Source organism: Metabacillus mangrovi (genome assembly GCF_009711125.1).
Classification (GTDB): Bacteria; Bacillota; Bacilli; order Bacillales; family Bacillaceae; genus Metabacillus_B; species Metabacillus_B mangrovi.
The window spans coordinates 14,092-38,050 of sequence record NZ_WMIB01000006.1 but is presented as its reverse complement, the minus strand read 5'-3'; the positions used below and the strand labels follow the sequence as shown (position 1 = coordinate 38,050).

The 23,959-nt window shown below is 45.5% G+C and carries 24 protein-coding genes and 1 riboswitch; of the genes, 15 read left to right on the top strand and 9 right to left on the bottom strand.

Features of this window, described 5'->3' with window-relative positions; all coding sequences use genetic code 11:
- Nucleotides 1-3: 3 nt before the first annotated feature.
- Complete coding sequence (locus tag GKZ89_RS08325; protein ID WP_155111951.1) at nucleotides 4-1,482, bottom strand: catalase; 1,479 nt, start codon at nucleotides 1,480-1,482, stop codon at nucleotides 4-6.
- Between the two features lie 474 nt (nucleotides 1,483-1,956).
- Between GKZ89_RS08325 and GKZ89_RS08320 the strand changes: the two genes are divergently transcribed.
- On the top strand, nucleotides 1,957-2,886 hold the full coding sequence (locus GKZ89_RS08320) for an NAD(P)/FAD-dependent oxidoreductase (protein ID WP_155111950.1): 930 nt from the start codon (nucleotides 1,957-1,959) through the stop codon (nucleotides 2,884-2,886).
- A 113-nt stretch (nucleotides 2,887-2,999) separates the two neighbouring features.
- On the opposite strand, the gene GKZ89_RS08315 is transcribed toward GKZ89_RS08320, so the two are convergent.
- Nucleotides 3,000-3,437 carry an RrF2 family transcriptional regulator gene (locus tag GKZ89_RS08315; RefSeq protein WP_155111949.1) on the bottom strand — a complete coding sequence of 146 codons (438 nt, stop codon included), beginning with the start codon at nucleotides 3,435-3,437 and terminating at the stop codon, nucleotides 3,000-3,002.
- A gap of 223 nt (nucleotides 3,438-3,660) precedes the next feature.
- Between GKZ89_RS08315 and GKZ89_RS08310 the strand changes: the two genes are divergently transcribed.
- Complete coding sequence (locus GKZ89_RS08310; protein ID WP_155111948.1) at nucleotides 3,661-5,067, top strand: SpoVR family protein; 1,407 nt, start codon at nucleotides 3,661-3,663, stop codon at nucleotides 5,065-5,067.
- Between the two features lie 47 nt (nucleotides 5,068-5,114).
- Here the strand turns inward: GKZ89_RS08310 and GKZ89_RS08305 are convergent, their stop codons facing one another.
- A complete protein-coding gene (locus GKZ89_RS08305) occupies nucleotides 5,115-5,660 on the bottom strand; it encodes a YdhK family protein (protein WP_155111947.1) in 546 nt (181 codons plus the stop codon).
- Between the two features lie 193 nt (nucleotides 5,661-5,853).
- Between GKZ89_RS08305 and GKZ89_RS08300 the strand changes: the two genes are divergently transcribed.
- The 4 genes from GKZ89_RS08300 (at nucleotide 5,854) to GKZ89_RS08285 (ending at nucleotide 10,657) form a co-directional block, all read left to right on the top strand.
- Nucleotides 5,854-6,180, top strand: coding sequence for a YnfA family protein (locus GKZ89_RS08300; protein ID WP_155111946.1), 327 nt, complete (start codon nucleotides 5,854-5,856; stop codon nucleotides 6,178-6,180).
- Between the two features lie 108 nt (nucleotides 6,181-6,288).
- Complete coding sequence (locus GKZ89_RS08295) at nucleotides 6,289-6,612, top strand: metalloregulator ArsR/SmtB family transcription factor (RefSeq protein ID WP_162356604.1); 324 nt, start codon at nucleotides 6,289-6,291, stop codon at nucleotides 6,610-6,612.
- A 42-nt stretch (nucleotides 6,613-6,654) separates the two neighbouring features.
- A complete protein-coding gene (locus GKZ89_RS08290) occupies nucleotides 6,655-8,946 on the top strand; it encodes a heavy metal translocating P-type ATPase (protein ID WP_155112057.1) in 2,292 nt (763 codons plus the stop codon).
- A 703-nt stretch (nucleotides 8,947-9,649) separates the two neighbouring features.
- Nucleotides 9,650-10,657 (top strand): IS1595 family transposase, encoded by a 1,008-nt coding sequence (locus tag GKZ89_RS08285; protein ID WP_155111945.1) that lies wholly within the window; start codon nucleotides 9,650-9,652, stop codon nucleotides 10,655-10,657.
- A 60-nt stretch (nucleotides 10,658-10,717) separates the two neighbouring features.
- Here the strand turns inward: GKZ89_RS08285 and GKZ89_RS08280 are convergent, their stop codons facing one another.
- The 3 genes from GKZ89_RS08280 to modA form a co-directional block, all read right to left on the bottom strand.
- Nucleotides 10,718-11,230, bottom strand: a complete 513-nt coding sequence (locus tag GKZ89_RS08280) for a DinB family protein (RefSeq protein ID WP_155111944.1) — start codon at nucleotides 11,228-11,230, stop codon at nucleotides 10,718-10,720.
- Nucleotides 11,231-11,569: 339 nt separating this feature from the next.
- Nucleotides 11,570-12,199, bottom strand: a complete 630-nt coding sequence (gene modB / locus GKZ89_RS08275; protein WP_155111943.1) for a molybdate ABC transporter permease subunit — start codon at nucleotides 12,197-12,199, stop codon at nucleotides 11,570-11,572.
- Between the two features lie 26 nt (nucleotides 12,200-12,225).
- Nucleotides 12,226-12,978 (bottom strand): molybdate ABC transporter substrate-binding protein, encoded by a 753-nt coding sequence (modA, locus tag GKZ89_RS08270; RefSeq protein WP_155111942.1) that lies wholly within the window; start codon nucleotides 12,976-12,978, stop codon nucleotides 12,226-12,228.
- A 385-nt stretch (nucleotides 12,979-13,363) separates the two neighbouring features.
- Between modA and GKZ89_RS08265 the strand changes: the two genes are divergently transcribed.
- Nucleotides 13,364-13,924 (top strand): hypothetical protein, encoded by a 561-nt coding sequence (locus GKZ89_RS08265; protein WP_155111941.1) that lies wholly within the window; start codon nucleotides 13,364-13,366, stop codon nucleotides 13,922-13,924.
- 52 nt (nucleotides 13,925-13,976) lie between these two features.
- On the opposite strand, the gene GKZ89_RS08260 is transcribed toward GKZ89_RS08265, so the two are convergent.
- Nucleotides 13,977-15,440: a SulP family inorganic anion transporter gene (locus GKZ89_RS08260; protein WP_155111940.1), complete on the bottom strand. Its 1,464-nt coding sequence runs from the start codon at nucleotides 15,438-15,440 to the stop codon at nucleotides 13,977-13,979.
- A 256-nt stretch (nucleotides 15,441-15,696) separates the two neighbouring features.
- Between GKZ89_RS08260 and GKZ89_RS08255 the strand changes: the two genes are divergently transcribed.
- From GKZ89_RS08255 to GKZ89_RS08235, 5 genes are all read left to right on the top strand, one after another.
- Entirely contained in the window at nucleotides 15,697-16,335 is a 639-nt protein-coding gene (locus tag GKZ89_RS08255; RefSeq protein WP_155111939.1) for a hypothetical protein, read from the top strand.
- A 54-nt stretch (nucleotides 16,336-16,389) separates the two neighbouring features.
- Entirely contained in the window at nucleotides 16,390-16,569 is a 180-nt protein-coding gene (locus GKZ89_RS08250) for a hypothetical protein (protein WP_155111938.1), read from the top strand.
- Between the two features lie 43 nt (nucleotides 16,570-16,612).
- Nucleotides 16,613-16,765: a DUF4083 domain-containing protein gene (locus tag GKZ89_RS08245; protein ID WP_241680176.1), complete on the top strand. Its 153-nt coding sequence runs from the start codon at nucleotides 16,613-16,615 to the stop codon at nucleotides 16,763-16,765.
- A gap of 210 nt (nucleotides 16,766-16,975) precedes the next feature.
- Nucleotides 16,976-17,428, top strand: coding sequence for a GNAT family N-acetyltransferase (locus tag GKZ89_RS08240; protein ID WP_155111937.1), 453 nt, complete (start codon nucleotides 16,976-16,978; stop codon nucleotides 17,426-17,428).
- Between the two features lie 148 nt (nucleotides 17,429-17,576).
- Nucleotides 17,577-18,356, top strand: coding sequence for a MerR family transcriptional regulator (locus tag GKZ89_RS08235; RefSeq protein ID WP_155112055.1), 780 nt, complete (start codon nucleotides 17,577-17,579; stop codon nucleotides 18,354-18,356).
- Between the two features lie 147 nt (nucleotides 18,357-18,503).
- Here GKZ89_RS08235 and GKZ89_RS08230 read toward each other — a convergent pair whose 3' ends face one another.
- Entirely contained in the window at nucleotides 18,504-19,685 is a 1,182-nt protein-coding gene (locus GKZ89_RS08230; RefSeq protein ID WP_155111936.1) for a NupC/NupG family nucleoside CNT transporter, read from the bottom strand.
- 337 nt (nucleotides 19,686-20,022) lie between these two features.
- Nucleotides 20,023-20,161: riboswitch (cyclic di-AMP (ydaO/yuaA leader) on the top strand.
- 93 nt (nucleotides 20,162-20,254) lie between these two features.
- Here GKZ89_RS08230 and GKZ89_RS08225 point away from each other — a divergent pair.
- The 3 genes from GKZ89_RS08225 to GKZ89_RS08215 all read left to right on the top strand — a co-directional run bounded on the left by GKZ89_RS08225 (nucleotide 20,255) and on the right by GKZ89_RS08215 (nucleotide 21,983).
- Entirely contained in the window at nucleotides 20,255-20,671 is a 417-nt protein-coding gene (locus tag GKZ89_RS08225; protein ID WP_155111935.1) for a CBS domain-containing protein, read from the top strand.
- A gap of 60 nt (nucleotides 20,672-20,731) precedes the next feature.
- Nucleotides 20,732-20,986 carry a hypothetical protein gene (locus GKZ89_RS08220; protein ID WP_155111934.1) on the top strand — a complete coding sequence of 85 codons (255 nt, stop codon included), beginning with the start codon at nucleotides 20,732-20,734 and terminating at the stop codon, nucleotides 20,984-20,986.
- Between the two features lie 160 nt (nucleotides 20,987-21,146).
- The gene (locus GKZ89_RS08215) at nucleotides 21,147-21,983 is read left to right on the top strand and encodes a dimethylarginine dimethylaminohydrolase family protein (protein WP_155111933.1); all 837 of its coding nucleotides are present in this window, start codon (nucleotides 21,147-21,149) and stop codon (nucleotides 21,981-21,983) included.
- 110 nt (nucleotides 21,984-22,093) lie between these two features.
- Here the strand turns inward: GKZ89_RS08215 and GKZ89_RS08210 are convergent, their stop codons facing one another.
- Nucleotides 22,094-23,539, bottom strand: a complete 1,446-nt coding sequence (locus GKZ89_RS08210; RefSeq protein WP_155111932.1) for an MDR family MFS transporter — start codon at nucleotides 23,537-23,539, stop codon at nucleotides 22,094-22,096.
- Between the last annotated feature and the right edge of the window lie 420 nt (nucleotides 23,540-23,959).

Below are 23,959 nucleotides of genomic sequence, written 5' to 3'. Positions count from 1 at the left end.
TGGTTACATTTTGCTTAGCTGTGCTGTATATGCGCTTATATCGATTCCGAGGGAATCCGCCAGGCGCTGGCCATACTCGGCATCGGCGCGGTAGAAATTGCAGATTGCCAGCAGTTTCGTACGCTCATGGACACTCTGGAGATCATCTGTAAGGTTTTTGATCAGATTGTCCTGTTCTTCTTTCGTATAGCTCCGGTATTTTTCACCGGCTTGTTTAAAGTCATTCGGCTTTTCGATTTTCTCCCTCGTAATGTAGCCGGACGGCAGCGGCTGAACACTGTCGCGGAAGGCAGGTGATTCTTGAGGGGCTTCGGCATGCCTTGTCGGTTCGTAGTTAACAGGAGACGGCTGCTGATTTGTCTGCATGAAACCGTCGCGCTGATTGTTGCGGACTGGTGCATAAGGGCAGTTTACCGGAATCTGCATATAATTCGGTCCGAGACGGTGACGCTGTGTATCCGGGTAAGAGAACAGACGGCCCTGAAGAAGTTTGTCTTCAGAAGCTTCAATTCCGGGTACGAGTGCGCTTGGAGAGAAGGCCGATTGCTCGACTTCCGCAAAAAAGTTATCCGGGTTGCGGTTCAGTGTCATCGTTCCGGCTTTCTGCAGCGGATACTCATCCTCCGGCCACGTTTTTGTCGGATCGCATGGATCAAAATCAAGGCTGTCATATTCGTCAAGCGGCATGATTTGAACGTAAAGTTCCCACTGCGGGAATTCGCCCCGTTCAATCGCATCATAAAGATCTCTCGTTGCATGATTGAAATCTGATTTTTGAATCTCTGCCGCTTCTTCAGCTGTCAGGTTTTTCACTCCCTGAACCGGTTTCCAGTGATATTTTACGTAGACTACATTGCCCTGTGCGTTAACCCATTTAAAGGTGTGTACGCCGAACCCTTCCATATGGCGGTAATCGGCAGGCGTTCCATAATCCGAGAACAGGAACGTCATCATGTTCGTGGATTCCGGTGTTAAGGACATGAAATCCCAGTAGCGGTCCGGATCCTGTATATTCGTAGCAGGTGATGGCTTCAGTGAATGAACCATATCAGGAAATTTCATCGCGTCTCTGATGAAAAAGACAGGCAGATGGTTTCCGACTAGGTCATAGTTTCCTTCGTTCGTATAAAATTTAACGGCAAAACCGCGCGGGTCCCGGAGTGTTTCCGGTGATCCCTTTGAATGGATGACGGTGGAGAAGCGGACGAATACCGGAGTTTCTCTTCCTTCTTCACTCAGGAAATCAGCACGGGTGAAGGGGAACATGCTCGTTTCGGTTTTAAACACTCCATGTGCACCTGCACCTCGGGCGTGAACAACCCGCTCGGGAATCCGTTCGCGGTCAAAGTGGGCGATTTTTTCAAGTAAATGATAGTCCTCAAGGAGTGTCGGGCCGCGCTGGCCGGCAGTTCTGGAATTCTGGTTGTCGCCGACAGGCACACCTTGATTAGTAGTCAGATTTGGACGGTTATTTTCAGTCATTATGTATCCTCCCTAGTGATTTATTTATAATTATTATTATATAGGTAATGTTATAATAGTCAATATTTAATTATAATTATTTTAATCTGGGTTTTTAAAAAGGGAGAATTTGTTTTTAGTAAATCTATATTTGATCTCTGAAATTCGGGTATCAGCGCTTAAAGGGACTCGTCCAATTTGGACCACGTAATCATTTTTTCTGGGATACAGCAGATAAAACTTTTCATTTTCCGGGAATTACATTATCATTAAATCGTAATAGTTACGATTTATAATCTGACGAATGCTGGTGATTAGGAGCAGAAGACAACGCCGTTTTGCCTGACCGTTCCACCAGTTTAGCTCCTCGAGGTTTCAAGATTCTCATAATCCCTGAAATGAGCTGCTGAATCTAAATGGCTGCCACAATCAAAACGCTATCAAGCTATAGAGTGTAAGTAAAATCATGCACAAACACACAGGAGGTTAGTCAGGATGTCTGATAAAAATTTGGACGTTACGATTATAGGAGGCGGTGCAGCGGGATTAAATGCTGCATTAGTTCTCGGCCGGGCGAGGAGAAAAGTTCTGGTTATCGATGAAGAGAGGCCCAGAAACAGAGTAACCAGGGAATCACACGGATTCCTGACTCAGGATGGCATTTCACCAAGTGAGTTTCGCAGAACAGCAAAGGAACAAATCTTAAAATATCCGTCCGTTTCATTTGTGTCCGGAATTGTTGACGGAGTTACAGGAGTCGATGGGGATTTCCGTGTTCATACAGGATCAGGAGATGCTTTCCGCTCCCGAAAAGTCCTATTTGCTACAGGGATGAAGGATGTAGTTCCGGACATTGAGGGGCTTGCAGAAGTTTACGGCACAAGTGCCTTTGTCTGCCCGTTTTGTGATGGATGGGAGTTAAGAGATAAAAAGGTTTGCGTAATTGGGACAAATGAAAAGGTATTTCATTTAGTGAAAGTTCTCACGGGATGGACAAAGCATATAACGCTGCTTACCAATGGTATGGATATTTTAACAGCAGATCAGCTGCTGGAATTGGAGCAACACCAAGTGCCGGCGAACCAAGACACCATCAAATGCATTGAATCGGTTAATGGTTTTGTAAAAAAGATTACTCTGCGTACAGATGAAGCGATTGAATGTGAGGGGATTTTCTTCACCCCAAATCTCGTCCAGGCCACTTCAATCCCGGAGTCTCTTGGCTGTAAAATGACGAACGATGGTCCTTTTGCTGCGATAGCAGCAGATCAAATGGGGCGTACAAATGTAAAAGGGATATTTTCTGCAGGAGATGCATCCACTACATTTCATCAGCTTATATATGCAGCCTCAAGTGGAGCAATAGCAGCCGTCACGATTCAACTAGAGCTTAATGAAGAAGAATGGGATGGGTTTAGGAAGTGAGGCACCTTGGCAGGTGAGGCAAATCGAAATGATATGGAGATGCAAAAAAACAGCAGAACAACCCCCGGGTTTGCCGAAAACTGAAAAAACCGCCTGCTATAACAGGCGGTTCATTAATTCGGATGCAGCAGTTCCTGAAGCTGGCGCTGATTCGTTACAAGGTCAGCGAGGGTGTAGCCATCAAGGATCTGGAAGTAGGACTGAAGAGCTTTGTTTAATACGTGGCGCAGTCCGCACACCGGAGAAATGACACATTGGTTTGCGACAGGATCAAAGCATTCCACCATGTTGAAATCATCTTCAGTCTTGCGGACGACCGATCCGATATTAATGTCAGAAGGATCTAAAGCGAGCTTGATGCCGCCGTTGCGGCCCCGTGTTGTACTGAGAATGCCCATTTTTCCAAGCTCGTATGTTACTTTCATTAAATGGTTTTTAGAAATTCCGTATACATCTGCGATTTCCTTAATGTTGGAGAGCTTCTCCTGGTCTTTCGCTGCCAGATAAATCAGGACTCGCAGCGAGTAGTCGGTATAATTTGTTAGTCTCATATATACAACTCCGCATTAGAATCTTATTTTTATAGTAACACAATAAAGTGCTGAATCGGTTGAGAATGACTCAAATCAAGCGCATTTGTGAATGTTTTGTGAATTTTTATGGGGGTAGTGATCCAAAAAAAAATTTATGCGTTAAGGAAACCTTTACCTGATTTCATTTTTTTCCCCGAGGGCTCATACATTGAGATAACGATGCAATTAAGGGGGAAAGCCATTGAATGGATCCAGACACGAATCCCTTCAATATGCGATCGAGCAAATAAGTGAGATCGCTGATGGATTTGGGCTTGATTATTATCCGATGCGCTATGAAATCTGTCCGGCGGACATTATTTATACGTTTGGTGCATACGGGATGCCGACCCGTTTTTCTCATTGGAGCCATGGAAAACAATTTCATAAAATGAAAATCCATTATGATCTCGGACTCAGTAAAATCTACGAACTCGTCATCAACTCGGACCCTTGCTATGCCTTCCTGCTTGATACAAATTCTCTCGTTCAAAACAAGCTGATTGTCGCCCATGTACTCGCTCACTGTGATTTTTTCAAGAATAATTGCCGCTTCGGCAATACAAAGCGGGACATGGTGGAGAGCATGGCAGCAACGGCTGAAAGGGTCAAGCATTATGAAATCCTGTATGGAAGAAAAGAAGTAGAGGACTTTCTGGATGCGGTGCTCGCGATTCAGGAACACATCGATCCTTCACTGATGAGGCCGAAGCTTGCATGGAGCATGGATGATGAAGAAGAAGAGATCGCTGCTAAAAACAGTCCATACGATGATTTATGGAACCTGGACGGCAAAAAGGAGAAAAAGGAAAAAAAGAAAAAGAAGAAGCATCTCCCTCCTTCTCCTGAAAAGGACCTTCTCTTATTCATTGAAGAGTACAGCCGTGAGCTGGAGGAATGGCAGCGGGACATTCTGACGATGATGCGGGAAGAAATGCTGTACTTCTGGCCGCAGCTGGAGACGAAAATCATGAACGAAGGCTGGGCCTCCTACTGGCACCAGCGGATCATGCGGGAGCTTGATCTCACCTCAAGCGAAGCCATCGAATATGCAAAGCTGAATGCAGGCGTTGTCGTTCCGTCGAAAACGAGCATCAATCCATATTACCTTGGGCTTAAAATCTTTGAAGACATCGAAGAACGATATGACAATCCGACCGAGGAAATGAAAAAGCTCGGCGTCAAGCCGAACTCCGGCCGCGAAAAAATGTTTGAGGTGCGCGAGATCGAATCGGATATTTCCTTTATCCGCAACTATTTAACAAAGGATCTTGTCCTCCGTGAAGATATGTATCTTTTTCAAAAGCAGGGCCGCGATTACAAAGTAGTCGATAAGGAATGGAAAAGTGTCCGCGACCAGCTCGTCAGCATGCGAGTGAACGGGGGCTTCCCTTACCTTACCGTGAACGACGGAGACTACATGAAAAACAACGAGCTGTATTTAAAACACTGGTACGAGGACATCGAACTTGATCTTAAGTACCTGGAAAAAGTGCTTCCGTATGTTCACCAGCTATGGGGACGCCCGGTGCACATGGAAAGCATGCTGGAAGGAAAACGGGTGCTGTTCACGTATGACGGGAAGAACGTGCATCGGAAGTATTTGTAAGAGATGCAGAGAAAAAGAAGGGTGTTTGCCCTTCTTTTTTGTTTTATTTAAGGAGATAATTCATCCTCTGTCACCCATTTGTGATTTTTTACTTTTTCACCGCCACCAGCCGGAGTGTAATCTACCATGTAAACAGTGGTTTGCTCTGCCGAATCGATGACTGCTTCCGCACCCTTCATTCCTTTCATATGGTCTGCCTCTAAGGTTACTTCCTCTCCTGGCTTGAAAGGCTGCTCGCCTGCGCTTCGTATTTCTTCATGAATGACCCATTTATGGTTCGTTACTTTTTCTCCTCCTGATTCTGGAGTATAGGAGACGGAATAAACGGTTGTATCATAAGCACCTGCGATTGTGGCTTCCGCCCCTTTCATCCCGGCCATGTGGTCTGTATTCAGGACGGCCTTGTCACCTGTTTTATAGGCTGGATCTGAAGCTTCCTGCAATCCGTCAGGGACTTCTCCTGAGCTGGAGTGGTTCATCTCCGAATGATCCATATCACCATGCCCTGATTCTTCACTATCTCCGTTTGAACAGGCTCCGACCACCAGGATGGTTAAAAAGGACATGCAAAACATCAAGAATTTTTTTGCCATGACTCTTTTCCTCCTTTTATTTGTTATAAAAAGAATACCAAATTTTTTTGGATGGGCGAACCCCAAGGCCGGACTTCTTTTCTATTTTCCTAAATGCAGTACCCGTCTCCGTTCGATAGACACCGATCATCCTGTCCTTTCCCCGTTAGATTTTGACCTGTATACTGGGAGAAAAGAGCAGGGAGGGCAACCATTGCTGATATCATTCGTTCTATTTATTCTTGCAGGATTCGCGGAAATCGGGGGAGGCTATTTAATCTGGCTGTCGATGAGAGAGGGAAAGCCGGTGTATTGGGGAATTGCAGGAGGGATTGCACTGGCGCTTTACGGGGTTATTGCCGCGTTTCAGACGTTTCCTTCCTTTGGGCGCGTCTATGCAGCATATGGCGGGATTTTTATTGTCCTTTCGGTGTTATGGGGCTGGGGTGTGGACCGGAAAACCCCTGATTTTTATGATTGGGCAGGAGCGGGAATTTGCCTAATCGGCGTTTCGGTCATGCTGTTTGCACCGCGTACATAAGCAACTTTGAAATCCGGACTTAGAGGAGTCCGGATTTCTTTGACACACATATTAGCCACTGGTAATATAATATACATTAGTCCTTACTAATGTATAAGGAGGATCTTAGTGGAAACAATCGCTCTGGATACAAAAGTGAAATTCCTTCGCGGATTTTCAGATAAAACCCGGATTCAAATACTGGAAGCACTGCTGGATGGAGAGAAAACGGTCTCTCAGATCACGGAAAAAATCAGTGGAAACCAGTCGAACATTTCCCAGCACCTTGCCTGCCTGAAGGGCTGCGGAATTATTACCGGAAGACAGGAAGGGAGATATTCCCTTTATCGAATTCGAAATGATCAGATTCGTGAGCTGCTGATGATGTTTAATACGGTACTTGCGGATATTGAAAACGACGTTGAGCGGTGCGGGGTTCAAATAGAGGAGTGAGACGGCGTGTCAGATAACTGCTGCAGCAATAAGGATGACAGAATGAACGGAGAATTTTCAGGGGAAAAGATGGTTTACCTCGTGGACAGGATGGATTGTCCGTCTTGTGCAAGGTCCCTGGAAAAGGGAATCGGGCAGATGAAGGACATTCTGGATGTTAAGGTGAATTACAGCACCGCTAAGATGCAGGTAACTGCCGCTAACGAAGCGGCTCTCTTGCCGGTGGAAAATCAGGTGGAGAAGCTTGGCTTCAAAGCACAAGCTGTTCAAGGCAATACCCGGACATACCATGTCACCGGGATGGACTGCGGAAGCTGTGCGAAAAGCATAGAAAATCACCTCGGGCTGCAGCCGGCCGTCCAAAAGGTGAGCGTGAGCTTTGCTTCTGGGAAGATGAAAGTGGAACATACGAACAGCCCCGGGGAAATCATAAAAGAAACAGCGAAAATCGGTTTCAAAGCAGAGCTTGAGGAAGCGGGCGAAAACCCAGTCTCAGGTAGAAAAGATCATCTGTGGCTGATTTTGTCTGGTTTACTCATTGCAGCGGGCTTTGCAGGTACTTATTTTGACATCCCAGCCGCTTTCTCTATCCTGTTTTATGCAGGCGCCATGGTCATAAGCGGGCTGAAACCGGTAAAAGCAGCCTTCTATTCGATTAAAAGCCGCTCACTCGATATGAACGTGCTCATGTCTGCTGCTGCCATTGGCGCAGCCCTGATCGGTGAATGGCTTGAGGGAGCGACCGTCGTCTGGCTGTTTGCCCTTGGTAACGTCCTTCAGAATAAGTCCATTGAACAGACCCGGAAGTCCATCCGCGGGCTCATGGATCTTGCTCCGCCAGAGGCATGGGTAAAAATCGGGACAGAATTTGTGAAAAAAGCGGCAGCCGAAGCAGTACCTGGGACCATTATTTTAGTAAAGCCCGGGGACAAAATTCCGCTGGACGGAGAAGTTGTAAAAGGGACATCCAGCATCAACCAGGCTCCGATCACAGGTGAGTCCATACCGATAGACAAAGCTGCCGGAGATTCCGTTTTCGCGGGAACCATCAATGGACACGGAACCCTCGAGATTAAGGTTACGAAACACTCTGAAGATACAGCCCTTGCAAAAATTATTCATCTTGTAGAAGAGGCGCAGGAGCAAAAAGCTCCCACGGAAGCATTTATTGATAAATTTGCAGCCATCTATACGCCGATTGTGTTTGTTTTAGCCCTTCTCATCATGGTACTTCCGCCGCTTCTAAGCTTAGGAACATGGGGAGAGTGGTTTTACAAAGGACTCGAATTGCTCGTGATCGCATGTCCTTGTGCACTCGTCATCTCTACGCCGGTCGCAATCGTTTCTGCCATCGGAAATGCTGCACGGAATGGAATTTTAATAAAAGGTGGAACGTTCCTTGAGAAAGCAGGCGCATTGACCGCCATTGCTTTTGATAAAACCGGAACGCTGACAGAAGGACGCCCCGCCGTAACACACGTAAAAGCGGAAGAGGGAACACAGGACGAACTGCTTGCCATCGCCTATGCACTGGAGCATGACTCCACTCATCCAATAGCCAAGTCGATCACAGAGTTTGCCAGGCAGAGAGGAGCTGTCCGGTTCACTGCGGAAAACCACCGGAATATCGCCGGCAGAGGAGTGCAGGGAGAAATAGATGGAATGGTATACTTTGCCGGGAACAGAGCTCTTTTTGAAGGGAAAAAGGTCTCTATAGAAGCACCGGATGAAGAGGGCGAGACCATGATCTGGATTGGAACAGAGGAAAAAATCCTCGGTTCCATCGCTGTATCCGATACCATCAGGGATTCAGCAGCTGCAGCCATCCGTGCTTTAGCAGGAAAAGGAATCCGGGAGACTATTATGCTGACGGGCGACAATGAAGGCACAGCGAAAAAAATAGCCAGTGAAGCACACGTCACCCGTTATTTTGCCGAACTGCTTCCAGAGGACAAAGTGACAGCTGTGCAAAAGCTGCAGCAGGAAGGCCACCTTACCGCCATGGTTGGAGATGGAATCAACGATGCACCTGCCCTCGCCGCTGCTGATATCGGAATCGCGATGGGCGGTGCCGGAACAGATACCGCCATGGAAACCGCCGATATTGTCCTGATGGCTGACAACCTGGATAAACTCCCGCACACCATCAGTCTGAGCAAAAAAGCACTCCGTATCATTAAACAGAACATCTGGTTCTCCATTTTAATTAAAGCAGCCGCCCTCGCTCTGATTTTTCCGGGCTACCTGACACTGTGGATGGCTGTACTGAGTGACACCGGAGCAGCACTGATCGTGATTTTAAATGCATTGAGATTGCTGAAGGTTAAAGATTGAGGAAAGAGAGCAGCTTGGGGGCTGCTCTTTTTTACGCTTTGGATTGTGTACCGGGACATGGAATACAAGAAAGTGCCACTTTTGATTGTACGGAGAACTGGGGGGGCGGGGCGGATTTTGTCGAAAAGTCGATATATTGAAATTTTGACCAATATATTCCGATTCTGACCGATATATGGAAAACTTGATCGATATATGAAAAATTTGACCGATAAACTGGAAATATCGCCGATATATGATTTTGAGCTGCCTGAAAAACATCCCAAACATGCAAATCCTCTGCAAAAATCTCAGCAAAAGCCAAAAAGAGCCTATTTGGATGTCAGCAAATCCATGTTTGTATGTAAATAAGGCCCAAAACCCACTCGAGTGCAAAAAAAAGCATTCCAAAACCGGAATGCCGGAGCCATTTTGCCCGCTGAAAGCAAGCTGAAGGCTTATATCTTCGAAAAAATTTTTTTATCTTCGAAATCAGGAATATATCTTCGAAATCATAAAGATATCTACGAAAATAAAATTATATCTGCGAAACCTTGATTTTATCTCCGAAATCCGTTTTATCACAAAAAAGAAGGCATCGCTCCAGGCTGTGGTCCCGACTGAAAACTCTATAATTAATTAAGGCTCTTTTCGCATAGATTGTTGCTATTTTGACCATCCTTATACGAGGTGATAAAATACTCTTTCAGGAGGCGGTTTCTCTATGATGAAAGACATCTATGCCCATTTTTCGGACTTAACTAAAGACGAGCAAATCCAACTTTTTAACCTTTTAAAAGAAGACTTCATCGATAATGATGATGCAGATATGAAAGATGCGTTCACAACGATTAGAGAAACCCGCTTTAAAGAGGGATTAGGCTGCATTCATTGTGGAAGTGTGAAAGTAAAACGAAATGGCAAGTACAGAGATAGACAAAGGTATCTCTGTCGTGACTGCGGAAAGTCTTTTAATGACCTCTCCAATACACCGATTTCGGGGACACGTTATCTCGGTAAGTGGGCTAAATACTTTCAAATGATGGTGGAAGGATACACTTTACCGAAAATCGCAAAACGGTTAAAAATACATATCTCAACTGCATTTTACTGGAGGCATAAAATTCTTTTTGCTCTTCGTTCAATGGGATATCAAATGTTGAAAGGGATTATCGAAAGTGATGAGACCTTTTTTAAGGAGTCTCTGAAGGGGCGGAGAACTCTGGACAGGAAGCCTAAGAAACGTGGAGGAAGAGATAAAAAGAGAGGGATTAGTAATCTTAAGATTGCTGTTGTGGTCGCTCAGGACCGAGGTGGGCAAGTCATTGCTCAGAAGGCTGGAACTGGTCGAGTAAGAGCTGAAGAGATTGACGCGGTTATTGGAAGTTATATTGACCCGTCTTCTTTGTTGTGCACAGATACAGCCACGAACTACAAGAAATTCGCTCTCATCAAGGCACTGAAACACGAACCCATCAATCTGAGCAAAGAGGGATATGTCAAAAAAGGCATCTACCATCTGCAAAACGTGAACAACTACCATAAACGATTAAAGGGATGGATGGGTAGGTTCCAAGGAGTGGCAACGAAGTATTTGGACAACTACCTCTACTGGTTCAGTTTCCTTCAGCAAAGTAAGAAGTTGGCGGAAAAAGAGCAGATAAACCAAATGCTCCTCAGTTCTTGTCAAAACTCTAATAGTATTACAGTGAATTTCTTACGGGAGATATAAAAAAAAGCCATTCTTTTGGGAACGGCTCTAATTGTTATTCAGTTTAGGACAGCAAATCCTTTAATTCTGAGACAACATTTTTCTAATAATTCTTATTTGACCTCTATGGTTAATTTCATCTTCAAATACGTGAAACCAGATGAAATAGTTATTAGATGGGTGGTTATCCCATATTCTGTTTTCATACAACCAATCATCATCTAGATTAGCAAACTCTCTTAAGGTTCTGCTTCTCACTTCTTCTAGTTTGGCTAAATAAAACTCTAAGGGACGTCCTTTGATATGTGCTCTTCCTTTATCTCCTAGACTGTATGGTGCACCCCATTCCTCCATCTCTTGCTCATTCGGTTTCCTTCCATCAAAAATCTCTATTTGAAACCCTTTTTCAACAGCAGCCATATGTAATAAAAGGGAACCGATACTATTACTTTCCTTGCTAGGTAAATAATCTAATTCGGCAGTAGTTAAGCCAAATACAGCTTCTAAAGTTGTTTTTCTAGCATAGTTCATTTGTGAGACAAGATGACCTATTTGGGGGCTAAAACCCTTTAATTTTTCTATCTTAAATTCCATAGAACTGCACCTCATTTACTCGATTAGAAATTTCGATATCCCTATTCTTTAGCTGGGTATCTCCTATAACAATAGTACCATAAAAAGTAAATTTATCCTTGTATTATTGAAAGCAACAATCTTTACGAAAAGAGCCTTAATTAAAGAGGACCTGGCTCCCGTGCCCCGCCAGCCGGCCTTTTAACTCTGAATCGAGAACTTCGCGCCCCACCTATGAACTCCGAATCAGGATGCGGCGCCGCCAGCCGGTCCATGCCCCCTGAATCAAACAGTCATCCCCTAATCATATATCCCGGCCACTGGCCTTCACCTCTTAATCCGCTCACCCGAATCCCGCGTCTATCCCCTTATCCTGCTCACAGCCAGCAGCATGAGAAACGAGATGCCGATCATGCTGGCGACGAGGAGCCAGGCGAGCTGCATGTTTCCGGAGTCGAGGGCGATATAGATGGCTGTGGGGGCGGTTTGGGTTTTGCCGGGGATGTTGCCTGCAAACATCAGGGTCGCCCCGAACTCGCCGAGTGCCCTGGCGAAGCTGAGGATGGCTCCGGTGATGATGGCTTTTAACGCGAGGGGGATCGAGATGAACAGGAATAGTTGCCTGCTATTTGCTCCGTCGACTTTGGCGGCTCCGGTGATTTCTTCATCAATCGCTTCAAATCCGGTTTTGGCTGACTGATACATAAGCGGGAAGGCGACGACTGCTGATGCGATGACGGCCGCCCACCACGTAAACATAACGGACTGATGAAACACCCATTCCACCCATTGGCCTGCGGGGCTGTTTCTGCCGAAGATCACAATCAGCAGAAACCCCGTTACGGTTGGCGGCAGGACGAGCGGCAGTAGAAACAGCGTTTCAATGAAGGTTTTTCCTTTGAAGGACTGGTTCGCCATCAGCCTTCCGAGAAAAATGCCAGCCGCGAGCACAGCTAAGCCTGATACGAAAGCTACCTCCAGCGAAAGCATTAGCGGATCCCAAAATTCTGCACCCACTAGTTCAAACCTTTAAATCCGTATTCTTCCAAAATCCTCTTAGAAGAGTCCGATTGGAGAAACGTATAGAAAAGTTTTGCTTCCCGGAGGTGGGCTGTGTTCTTCACAATCCCCGCCGGATAAAGAATCGGGGAATGCGTTTTTTGGCCGGCCGTATCTGCTATTTCCATATTTGAGGTGGACAGGACATCGGTTTTGTAGACGATTCCGGCATCCACATTTCCTGTTTCCACATAGGTAAGCACTTGACGGACATCCTTTGCATAGACGATTTTTTCTTCTGCAGCACTCCACACATTCTGGTTTTCCAAGCTTTCTTTGGCATAGCGGCCAGCGGGTACGGTCTCGGGTGTTCCGATCGAAATCCGTTTTGCTTTGCTCAGGTCTTGAAAAGATTGTATTGGGGAGTCTTTAGGCACTGCGAGAACCAGTTCGTTCCCTGCCAGAATGGTCCCTTTATCAAGCATGAGTCCCTGCTGCACGAGGCGGTCAAATTGTTCTTCCGCAGCTGATATGTAGAGATCAGCAGGGGCTCCCTGGGAAATCTGCTGCTGAAGGGCACCTGAAGATCCGAAATTAAATTGGATATGAATAGCAGGATGTTCTTTTTCAAAAGAAGTCCTGATTTCTTTTAACGCATCCTGCAGGCTTGCTGCTGCGGAAACAGTCAGCTCCTTTTCCTTGCTCTCAGCCGCTGAACACCCAGCAGTTAATAGGACAAACCATAATAGAATAATAGGGATTTTACTCAACCTGCATCTCTCTCTTCTGTTAAGTGATATCTGTTTTAGTATACATAAAGTTGTGATGCTGAGTAAAACCCGGTACCGGAGTTATGATTTGTCTTTTAAAACTCCTGATAACCTTACTGTTGCTATAACTAGAAAGGCTCCTATGAAGCTTCCTGTCATCACAGTCCAAGGCTGGTCTTCCCCTAGAAAATAAGACAGCAATGCAACAATCGGAGAAAAGATAAATGGCACATACCATCGGAACATTTTTCCTCACCTCGGTTTATTAGATAATTAGCCCATTCAGGCAGTGAATAACCATCTTGAATTTTAGCAGAAAAGAAAAGGATAATTGGAAGGGAAGGGGAAATGATAGAGAGATTCTTATAAATAGGGGAGAGGTCATATGACAAGCCTTAATGAAATCAGCCGGGAAATATGCCGCTTCATCGGGCTGCGCAAAGAAGCAGCTGCAGGTACATTCCATATGCCTTCAGATGAAGACTTTAGCAGATGGGCTCAGGAATTCGGGCTGGAGCAGGAGATGCTGGAGGCAGTTTTCCTTGCTTTGGAGAACGAAGAACAGTATCAAGAGAAAGTGGAGCCTGAAGGATTCAGGAAACTGCTTCCTGTTATGAAAACTGCAGAGGCAGGAGGAAGCTTTTATACGATAACGTACATAAGGCAATTCGAGAATGCGAGCACAGTTTTTCTTCATGCAGATTGGGAGGAAGAAGATCATCAGCATCTAAAAGGTATCGACCACTTTTCCATGCAAATCGATGAACGATTCAGCTGCCGTTTTGAAGGAGGAGGCGGGGGAGATGGAACTTATACCCATCGATTTATTGTATCTCCTGCACTTCCGGATGATTTGAGGGGAATATCTTTGCTCTTTACAGAAACGGAGGATCCTTTCTTTGGGAAACCGTCCGGAAAAAAGATGGTGTTTGATTTGTCTATTTAAGATTAGATGAATGAATATGCAAAAACCGGCCAGCCGGCCGGTTCCACTTTCCTCAATGATTTGCTGCCTTTGAATCAGGACGGTGATAGACGGCTGTTTTTTGAATAAGCTCTGAGCTTTTGGCATTTAATCCTGTGACTTCCACCTGATTGTGATTTTGCCTGAGCTTAAGAACAATTTTATCGATAGCCCCTACACCGGAATCATCCCAGATATGTGCATCGGTCAGATCCAGCGAAATCGTTTTGTCTTTGTCGGTAAAATCTATTTGCTGAACAAAATCGGTAACGGAGGCGAAAAACAGCTGACCGGTTACTTTATATGTCTTTGTGGATTTTTCTTCCTTCACTGCTGTCTGAACTTTTGAAAGCTGGCCTGCGAAAAAAATGGCGCTCAGTAACACACCTGCAAGCACCCCCTTTGACAAGTCATGTGTCAGGACAACTGTACCAACGGTCACAGCCATTACAGCCGTATCTGTCAAAGGAACTTTATGAAGCCTGGTGAGTGAGGACCAGTCAAAGGTGCCAATAGAGACCATGATCATAACCCCGACTAAAGCAGCCATTGGGATTTGGATGAGCAGATCATTAAGCAAAACAATCAGAACGAGAAGGAAAACGCCGGCTACAAGAGTGGAAAGTCTTCCGCGTCCACCCGATTTAACGTTAATGACGGACTGGCCGATCATGGCACAGCCTGCCATTCCGCCGAATAAACCAGCTGTAATGTTGGCGATCCCCTGTCCTCTTGCTTCCCTATTCTTGTTGCTGTGCGTATCTGTCATATCATCGACAATTTGCGCAGTAAGCAGAGACTCAAGGAGTCCGACAAATGCGAGAGCAATGGAATAGGGGAAAATGATTTCCAGTGTTTCAAAGGTAAATGGGATATCAGGCAGCATGAACACAGGAAGCGATTGTGACAGCTCTCCCATATCTCCGACCGTCCGCACTCCTGCCCCTGTAAAAATGGCAACAATCGTAATAACAACAATGGCGACTAGCGGAGAAGGGACCGCTTTCGTCACTCTTGGCAACAAGTAGATCACTGCAAGCGCTCCGGCGGTCAGTGCATACATCTGCCACGATTCTCCAGCAAAGTGTGGAAGCTGGGAAGTGAAAATCAAGATGGCCAATACATTCACAAAGCCGATCATCACCGGGCGGGGGATAAATTTCATCAGATGTCCGAATTTTAGGACTCCGAGAACAATTTGAATAACCCCTGTAAGAATAGTAGCCGCAAGCAGATACTGCAGGCCGTGATCGGCGACAAGTGAGCCCATGACCAGCGCCATTGCGCCGGTAGCAGCTGAAATCATGCCAGGTCTGCCTCCCGTAAAAGCAATCACCACCGCTATGCAGAAGGAAGCATAAAGACCCACCATCGGGTCAACGCCTGCAATGATGGAAAAGGCAATGGCTTCTGGAATTAAGGCAAGAGCCACCACAATCCCTGACAGGATATCCCCGCGTACATTTCCAAACCACTGCTGTTTAATTGTCTGTTCCAAATGGAAACGCCTCTCTTTATTTTATATTTGGCTTCTGCCGGCTGTTTTTCCGGTTTCGCCATCTTGTGACTTTCAACTCTCATGAAAGCCGGGGCCGTTGGCAACGAAAGTGATTATACCACGGTTTGCAAATCGGATACAGGATGATTTAAACGTGTAATCCCAATATTTCTTTCCAATATGAACCATAAATTTTTAAAAAAGAGAAACGTTAGACGGTCTGTAAACGTAGAAAAGAGAAGGGAGGAATGCAGTTATGCTAGAAACACTGATTCTTCTGGCGTTCGCTGGAGGATCCTATTACCTGCTGCAGCATCGCAAAAACATCATGAAAGCGGCTGACCTTTCGCGTAAAGCAATCTATCCGCAAACAAAAGAAGAGTTCAGTTCAACTCTCGTTCCTTCAGAGTGGAAGGAAATGGAGCCGATCTCCAAAGAAACAAGATCGTATCAGCTTGTGAAATGGGGGACGCCCGGTCTCCTTTTGGTATTTGCCGGAGCATCAGCGGTCATTCTTGTTTCGGATGCAGAATACAACGTTCTTCTGCTGCTGAATGTATTCGCTGGGCTGTTTAATCTGATTAAACATCAGGGAAACCTTTTTATTCTTGAAAAAGGATGCATCATAGATGGAAAGCTTTACAGCTTCCATCAAATCAAGGATTTTGAAGCGGAACGCATTACTTTGTCTCATTCTTTATACGGGCTAAACTCAAGACTGAATAAAGCGTATAAACTGACTTTCCGGTACCGTAACCAGTGGCACTACTCGCGATATGTGGTCATTGAGGATGAAAAGCATTTGAAGAAAATAACCGATTTGCTGGAGGAGAGAGGAGTCAGTGGAACGATCCGGGCTTCAGCACCTGCAGTGAATAAATTTACTGACAGATGAAGCCATCAAGGTGTACATAAATGCTTTTTTGGGGAGTAAAGGAGGCCTGAGAAAATGAAGAAAAATTATACAGTCATGTTTCTTATGTTTTTTGCCGCATCCATTACGGGTGGTTTAGCATTAAAGGATACCTTTGATTATTCAATGATTGCGGGAGCTGGTTTAGGGATCGTATTCCTTCTATGTTCCGCATTGTTTGCAGGAAAACAAAAAAATTCGAAGGCACAGCAATAAAAATGGATATCTTCTATAATATTTCAAAAAAGAGGTGAACTAAATGTTGAACATAGGTGATATTGTTTTTCAGTTATTTGCACTTTTAATTCCTATTGCAATCATTGTCACTATTATCATTGTTGTTCGTTCTTCTAAGAAGAGGAATGAACAATTAGATAGAATTGAAGAAAAGATAGATAGAGGATCAGGATAATCGTCAAGGAAATAGGTTATTAGGCTCGGCTTAAAAAGCCGGGCTTTTGTTTACAGTAGTGAGAACACGTTCTTGAGAGGGCATTATCTTGTTTAGGAAACGATGCCAGAACAGGTAATGATCAAACACTTTGAAATTTATCCGCACGGGGAACTCAGCATGAGAAAATGATCTGGAATTGAATAACTGAGGTTAATGAGGGAGGTCAAAATGGTTAGTAGGGAACTTACTAAAGGTGAAGAACTTCCAATGGAATTATTGTTATTAGCAGACCCTTCAAGAGAGAGTGTTGAGGAATATAGGAATAGAGGAGACTGTTTTATAGCTGAAAACGAACAGCAAATAATTGGTGTTTATGTATTACTGCCAACCAGACCAGGAACAGTTGAACTTGTTAATGTTGCAGTGATAGAAGAACAACATGGTAAGGGTATAGGAAAACGGCTTGTAAAGGATGCAATTGAGGAAGCTAAGAAAAGAGGCTATAAAACGATTGAAGTTGGAACGGGAAATTCAGGCATAGGGCAACTGGCTCTTTATCAAAAGTGCGGCTTTCGAATCGTTGGCGTTGATATGGACTTTTTCGTCAGGCATTACCCAGAAGACATTTTTGAAAATGGGATTCAGTGCAGGGATATGATTCGTTTATCTCAAGATTTATAGGTTCTACCTGAAGGATTAGACCGTTAGGTAAAATTTATATCAGCGGCCCCTTTAATCAAAGAAAAACAGTATTAAAAAAATCCGCTTTCCCCCATTGACCTTCACGCTGCGTAAAGGTGTAATCTGATTTTACCAGGAGGTGAACATGATGGAATATACCGTGCAAAAGCTCGCTGAATTAGCAGGGGTTACACCGAGAACGTTGAGGTATTACGATGAGATTGGCATTCTGAAGCCGGCCAGGATCAATTCATCGGGCTACCGCATTTATGGAAAATCAGAGGTGGACCGCCTGCAGCAGATTCTCTTTTACAGAGAACTTGGAGTGGGTCTTGAACAGGTTCAGGAAATCCTCTCAGACCCGCAATTCAGCGGAGCTCAAGCTCTTATCCAGCATCGCCGGAAGCTCCTGGAAAAACGAAAGCAGCTGGATCTGCTCATTGCGAATGTAGAGAAAACCATTTCAGCTGCAGAAGGGAGAACACAGATGTCCGATCAGGAAAAATTCGAAGGGTTTAAGCGAAAGATGGTTGAGGAAAATGAAGCGAAGTATGGAGAGGAAATCCGCGCAAAATATGGGGAAGATACGATTGACCGCTCCAATCAGAATCTGCAGAACATGACAAAGGAACAATATGAAGAAGTCACCGGACTGGAACAGCAGGTTAAAGTTGCCCTGGCGGAAGCTTTTAAAACAGGTGATCCATCCAGTGCGGAATCACAAAAGGCAGCGGATCTTCATAAGCAGTGGCTGAGCTTTTACTGGGACAGCTACAGCAAAGAGGCCCACAGTGGTCTGGCAGACATGTATGTGGCAGATGAGCGCTTCAAGGCTTACTACGATGAAAAGCAGCCGGGGCTTGCTCAATTTCTGCGTGATGCCATCTATGTCTACACTGGCAAGGAAAATTCAGGTTCTGAACAGTAAAATTTCTTTCAAATAGAAGTCAACGAAAACGGAGAGGCAGAAAACACTAGACCAGATCAAACAGGGGAACCTACGGGTCTGGTGAGGGCGACATGCAGGTTGAGAAATAAAAAAGTGATGCGGTCTAAATCCCGCATCACTTTTTCTTTATATTAACAGTCCCACGATGGCTGCTGACAGGAAGCTGACAAGTGTAGCTCCGAAAAGAAGCTTCAGGCCGAAGCGCGCGACGACATTTCCTTTTTGCTCATGCAGTCCTTTTACGGCACCGGTAATGATCCCGATGGAGGAGAAGTTCGCAAAGGAGACAAGGAACACAGAAATGATAGCTGTTGTGCGCTCAGAAAGGCCTTTCATATTGGACAGGTCGAGCATCGCTACGAATTCATTGGAAACGAGCTTTGTAGCCATGATTGTACCGGCTGGAACCACCTCGTTCATTGGGATTCCGATGATAAACGCGAACGGTGCAAATACGTAACCGAGCATTGTTTGGAAGGTGATGCCGAAAATCATATCAAACAATCCGTTGATGGCAGCAATGATTGCGACGAATCCGATCAGCATCGCACCAACAATAATGGCTACTTTGAACCCATCCATAATGTATTCCCCGAGCATTTCGAAGAAGGTTTGTTTCTCGCCTTCCTCTACTTCTACAAAATCCTCTTCTTCCGTTACTTCGTAAGGGTTGAGGATATTGACGATGATAAATCCTCCAAACAGGTTAAGGACCAGAGCCACAATCACGTATTTCGGATCAATCATCGTCATATAAGCGCCGAGGATAGAAGCTGATACGGTGGACATGGCAGACGTGCAAAGCGTATATAACCGGTGATCAGGAAGATGGCCCAGCTGTTTTTTAACTGAAATGAATACTTCAGACTGCCCGAAGATAGCAGAAGCTACAGCGTTAAAGGATTCAAGCTTCCCAAGACCGTTAATTTTACTAAGGACAAGGCCCAGATACTTGATGATAAAAGGCAATACTTTAATATATTGCGCGATCCCGATCAAAGCGGAGATAAAAACGATTGGCAGCAGAACGGTTAAGAAAAACGGCGGGTTTTCATCCGGGTTGGCCATTCCCCCAAATACGAAGTTGATGCCTGCAGCCGCATATTCAAGCAGCTTTGTAAAGGTTGCCGAAATTCCTTCAATGACAAATAATCCGACTCCTGTGTTCAGAAGAATAAATGTCAGAACAACCTGTAAAACGAGCATAATTAAAATCGGCTTGTACTTAATCTGTTTTTTATTGTTACTGACCAGATAAGCCAGAACGAAAACGACAGCGATTCCGACAAGTGAAATAATGAAATTCAATGCTGCAACCTCCTCAAGTAGTATAAAATCATGGCACAGAATCATCGGGAGTAACGACTGTTACTTATCTTTACCCAAACGAACCTGAATTTGCACAAAATCTGCAAATGCACTTTGTCGATATTTGGCGCAATTTGCCCCTACTTATTATACTGGTTTATTAATAGATGGGAAGAGGTTTTTTAAGAAATGTATTCGTTTTCTTTGATGATGTTGCCCCGTATGGATAAGCATCCGGCAGGAAGCCAGAGGAAAGGTGAGATATATAAAGATCGCTTACATTTATAGTAAAATGCTCACATTTACATCATGGAGAGCGGGGAGTAAGATAAACAGGAATGGAATACGGCCTAATTCCGGCACACCGGGAGCGGAGGAACCGATTAATTGGGGCTCATTCTCTAATGAGAAGGGATGAAGAACTTCTTCGCCATCCTGCCCGTCAGCTAACTTCGCCGGCTTTTGCGAAGGAGGTCTATAAGACCGCCTTAAACGGGAATCATATGTCCCGGTGTAAGAGGTCTTTTTGTTTTGCAAAAAATAGATAAAAAGAGGGGTCTAACGTTAACATGAATATTGCTTTTTTCCTGATTCCAAAAAGCGAGGTTGTCTACCTTCCGGCTTCGGCAACGATCAGACAGGCTCTGGAGAAAATGGAATACCACCGTTATTCTGCATTGCCTCTTCTCGATGAAAAAGGAAGGTATGTTGCTACCCTGACAGAAGGGGATCTGCTTTGGAAGCTGAAGAACACACCCAATTTAAACTTTGAAAACACTCATAAAATGAGTTTGTCTGAGATTGACATGCACCGGAAAAATGAACCCGTGCAGATTACGGCTAGGATGGATGAAATCATCGACAGGGCAATGGAGCAGAATTTTGTTCCGGTCATCGATGATCAGGGGATCTTTATCGGAATGATCCGGAGGAGAGAAATCATTGAATATTGTGCAAAACATTTGTTTCAGCAGGATTTAAAATAGAGGAATTTTCCGGGTCTGCAGAAAATAGATAAAGGATACGTGCAGACTGGAGGCAATACGATGGGAATAAGATGGAAAAAAGAGGATCAGATGTTTGAAACGCTTTGGGAAGCAGAAATGTGGGCAGATTCAATCGTTAATGAAATGCATGCACAGCTGTACGAAGGCTACGAAACGTCTGACCATAAGATTGCTTATGTTCTTGCCTTCTATCTATCTTCCGGCCATGATAACCGCGTCATAAAAACAGAGCGCTTCTGTAAAGGGGATTCCCGGGTTTACAGAGTATGGATGGAGAAGCCGGGTGAAAGTTGACCGGCAAATAGAGGAAACCCCCGTGACGCTTTGAAAGCATCACGGTTTTTTTTTTTCGGATTTCCTGCACTCATCATGCCTTCTTCCCTATCCCGGAATGGAATTGCCGTTTAGCGGAAACACTACTTCACATAATGAAGCTGGTCAGGAGGCAAACCAAATGAATATAAAGGCAAGCTGCCATAATGAATATGGGAAGTTGAAAAGCGTACTGCTCTGTCCGCCGAAATATCTTAAAATAGAAGAGATCATCAATGAAACCCAAAGACATTATAAACACGACCCGCTGGATGCTGAAAAGGCTGAACGGCAGCACAAAGAGTTCATTCGATTACTCCAGGAACAAGGAATCCGGACATCCTTGCTTGAACCGGATGAGCGCTACCCTGAACAGGTATTTACAAGGGATATCGGATTTGTCCTGGGAGATACTTTTTTTATCGCGAATATGGAGATGGACATACGGTTTGGGGAAGAAGCCATTTTAAAAAACTGGCTGGAAAAAGAAGGCCTGAAATATGTGGATTTAAAAGGAGCGGGAATTGAAGGCGGGGATGTTTTGATTGACGGCAAAACGGTATACATTGGAATCAGTGAACGGACATCTCCTGACAGTGTCCCTATGCTGGCGAAGCATTTGCCGGATTACGATTTGGTGCCACTACCGATTAAAGAGGAGTACCTCCACCTCGATTGTGTATTCAATATCCTGTCCGAAAAAGATGCACTCCTCTTTCCTGATGCTCTTTCATCTAAAGAACTTGAACTGCTGAAATCCAGGTTTGATGTAATAGAAGTAAAAGAAGAGGATCAATTCAGGCTCGGTGTAAATGTGCTTTCCCTGGGAAATAAAAAACTGGCAGCACTTCCGCAGAACAAGCACACCAACGACCAGTTGAGAGAACGGGGCTATGACGTAGTGGAAACCGATATTTCGGAGATTATCAAATCCGGAGGAGCATTCCGCTGCTGTACGCTGGCGCTTGAGAGGGAATAGGTTCAAATGCTTTATATGGATAAGGGACCCATGATTGCCGGGTCCCTTCTTTTTTTTCAGAACCGGTGCAGGACACGGTTCAAGCTGACTGCGACTCCCAGCCACTGCGCTCAATTTTCCTGCACCAAAGTCCCTTTTGCTCTAACCAGGAGCCAGGACAGCGCGAAACTGATCACGGCCAGGATCAAGGTTCCGCCATAGATGGTATGAATTCCTGCCGAAAGAATCTCCTGCAGTCCGGCGAGCTCTTCAGCCGGAACATTTCCATGTTCAAAAGAAGAATTAAGATCAAGCCCGCTGCTTCCCGACTGCGATAGGGCAACGAGATTAAAAATGGTGCCGAAAACGGCAGAGCCGAGCGTCTGGCTGAACGTACTGATGAATGTATTCAGCGCAACAGCCGATCCCCGTTTGTTGGACGGAACAGAGCCTTGAATAATCAGCATGAAAATTGGGGTCATCAAACCCATTCCAAGCCCGAGCAATCCGATGGATACGTAGATCAGAAATTCAGGGGACTGCATGGAAAGAGTGAACAGGAGCAGGGCTCCGATGCTTAACACTCCGGTTCCGAGGACAATAATGGTTCCTGCCCGGAGCCTGCCGACAAGATTCCCTGACAGGATCGACCCGAACGTCCAGCAGACAGGCATCGGCATTAAAATAAAGCCCGCAGCTGTGGCACTTTTTCCGAGAACCCCCTGGCTCCAAATGGGCAGGTAGATCGTGATGCTGATGATCACTGCCCCTGTTACAAGAGTGAGCAGATTGACAAGCATCACTCTGCGGTTTGAGAACAAATGAAGCGGAATGATTGGCTCTTCTGCTTTTTTTTCAATCTGGATAAAAAATCCATACACCACAAACGCTGCAGCGAACAGTCCAATGATTGCCGGATTGCTCCAATCCTGGCTCTGGCTGCCGGTAAGCAGTGCATACAGCAGTGAAATGGTACCGATCGAGAAAGCAGCAGCTCCCAGAAAATCAATTTTCTGTTTCTCCTTAGCGATGTCTTCCTGGTAATACTTGATCAGCATAATGAGCGCGATGAGCCCGAATGGCAGGTTCAACAGGAAAATATAGCGCCAGGACATAGAGTCTACAATAAATCCTCCAAGCAGGGGGCCGAGTACACCGGATACGCCCCATACCGCGCTGAGCCAGCCCTGCGCTTTAGCCCGCTCTCTTGTGCCCGTATAGATGTCTCCAAGAATGGTCATTGTCACAGGCATGACCACACCAGCACCGAGCCCCTGAACAGCCCGGAAAATAATCAGCTGTTCCATTGTAGCAGCAGCACCGCATAAGGCAGCTCCAATCAAAAATAGAATGATGCCAACTATCATCACGCGCTTGCGGCCGTAGAGATCGGCAAGCTTTCCGTAAATAGGGGCCGAGACCGCTGTCGCGAGCATATAAATCGCATAGACCCAGCTGACAAGCTCAATTCCTGATAAATCACTTGTGATTCTTGGCACTGCCGTGCTGACGATGGTGCCTTCCATTGCTGCGAGCACCGTGATCAGCAGGAGCGCACCCATTATTTTTTGTCTCATCCCGCAGTCTCCTCTGTATGTACGATAGGAAATAGTTTACCATGAAATTGTCAGCCGAGGTGGTTCCGGGGTCGGAATCCTGCCATTTGTGGATAATTGCGGTAATGGGTATGGAGGATCCGTGCTCTGACCCCACATCCGCTAAAGCACTAAACCTCCGTCCCCGGTCTCTAGGAAGTCATACAGGACAAGGGCCGGCAGTCTTTCTGCTTGTTCCCCCGCTGCGTTAAAGCAAGAGGGGTCAGAGCTGAGCTCTGACCCCACATCCGCTAAAGCACTAAACCTCCGTCCCCGGCCCCTAGGAATCCATACAGGACAAGAGCCGGCAGTTCTATTGCTTGTTCCCCTGTTGCTTTAAAGTAGAAGGGGTCAGAGCACAGAGCACAAAGCACAGAACACAGAGCACAAAGCACAAAGCAC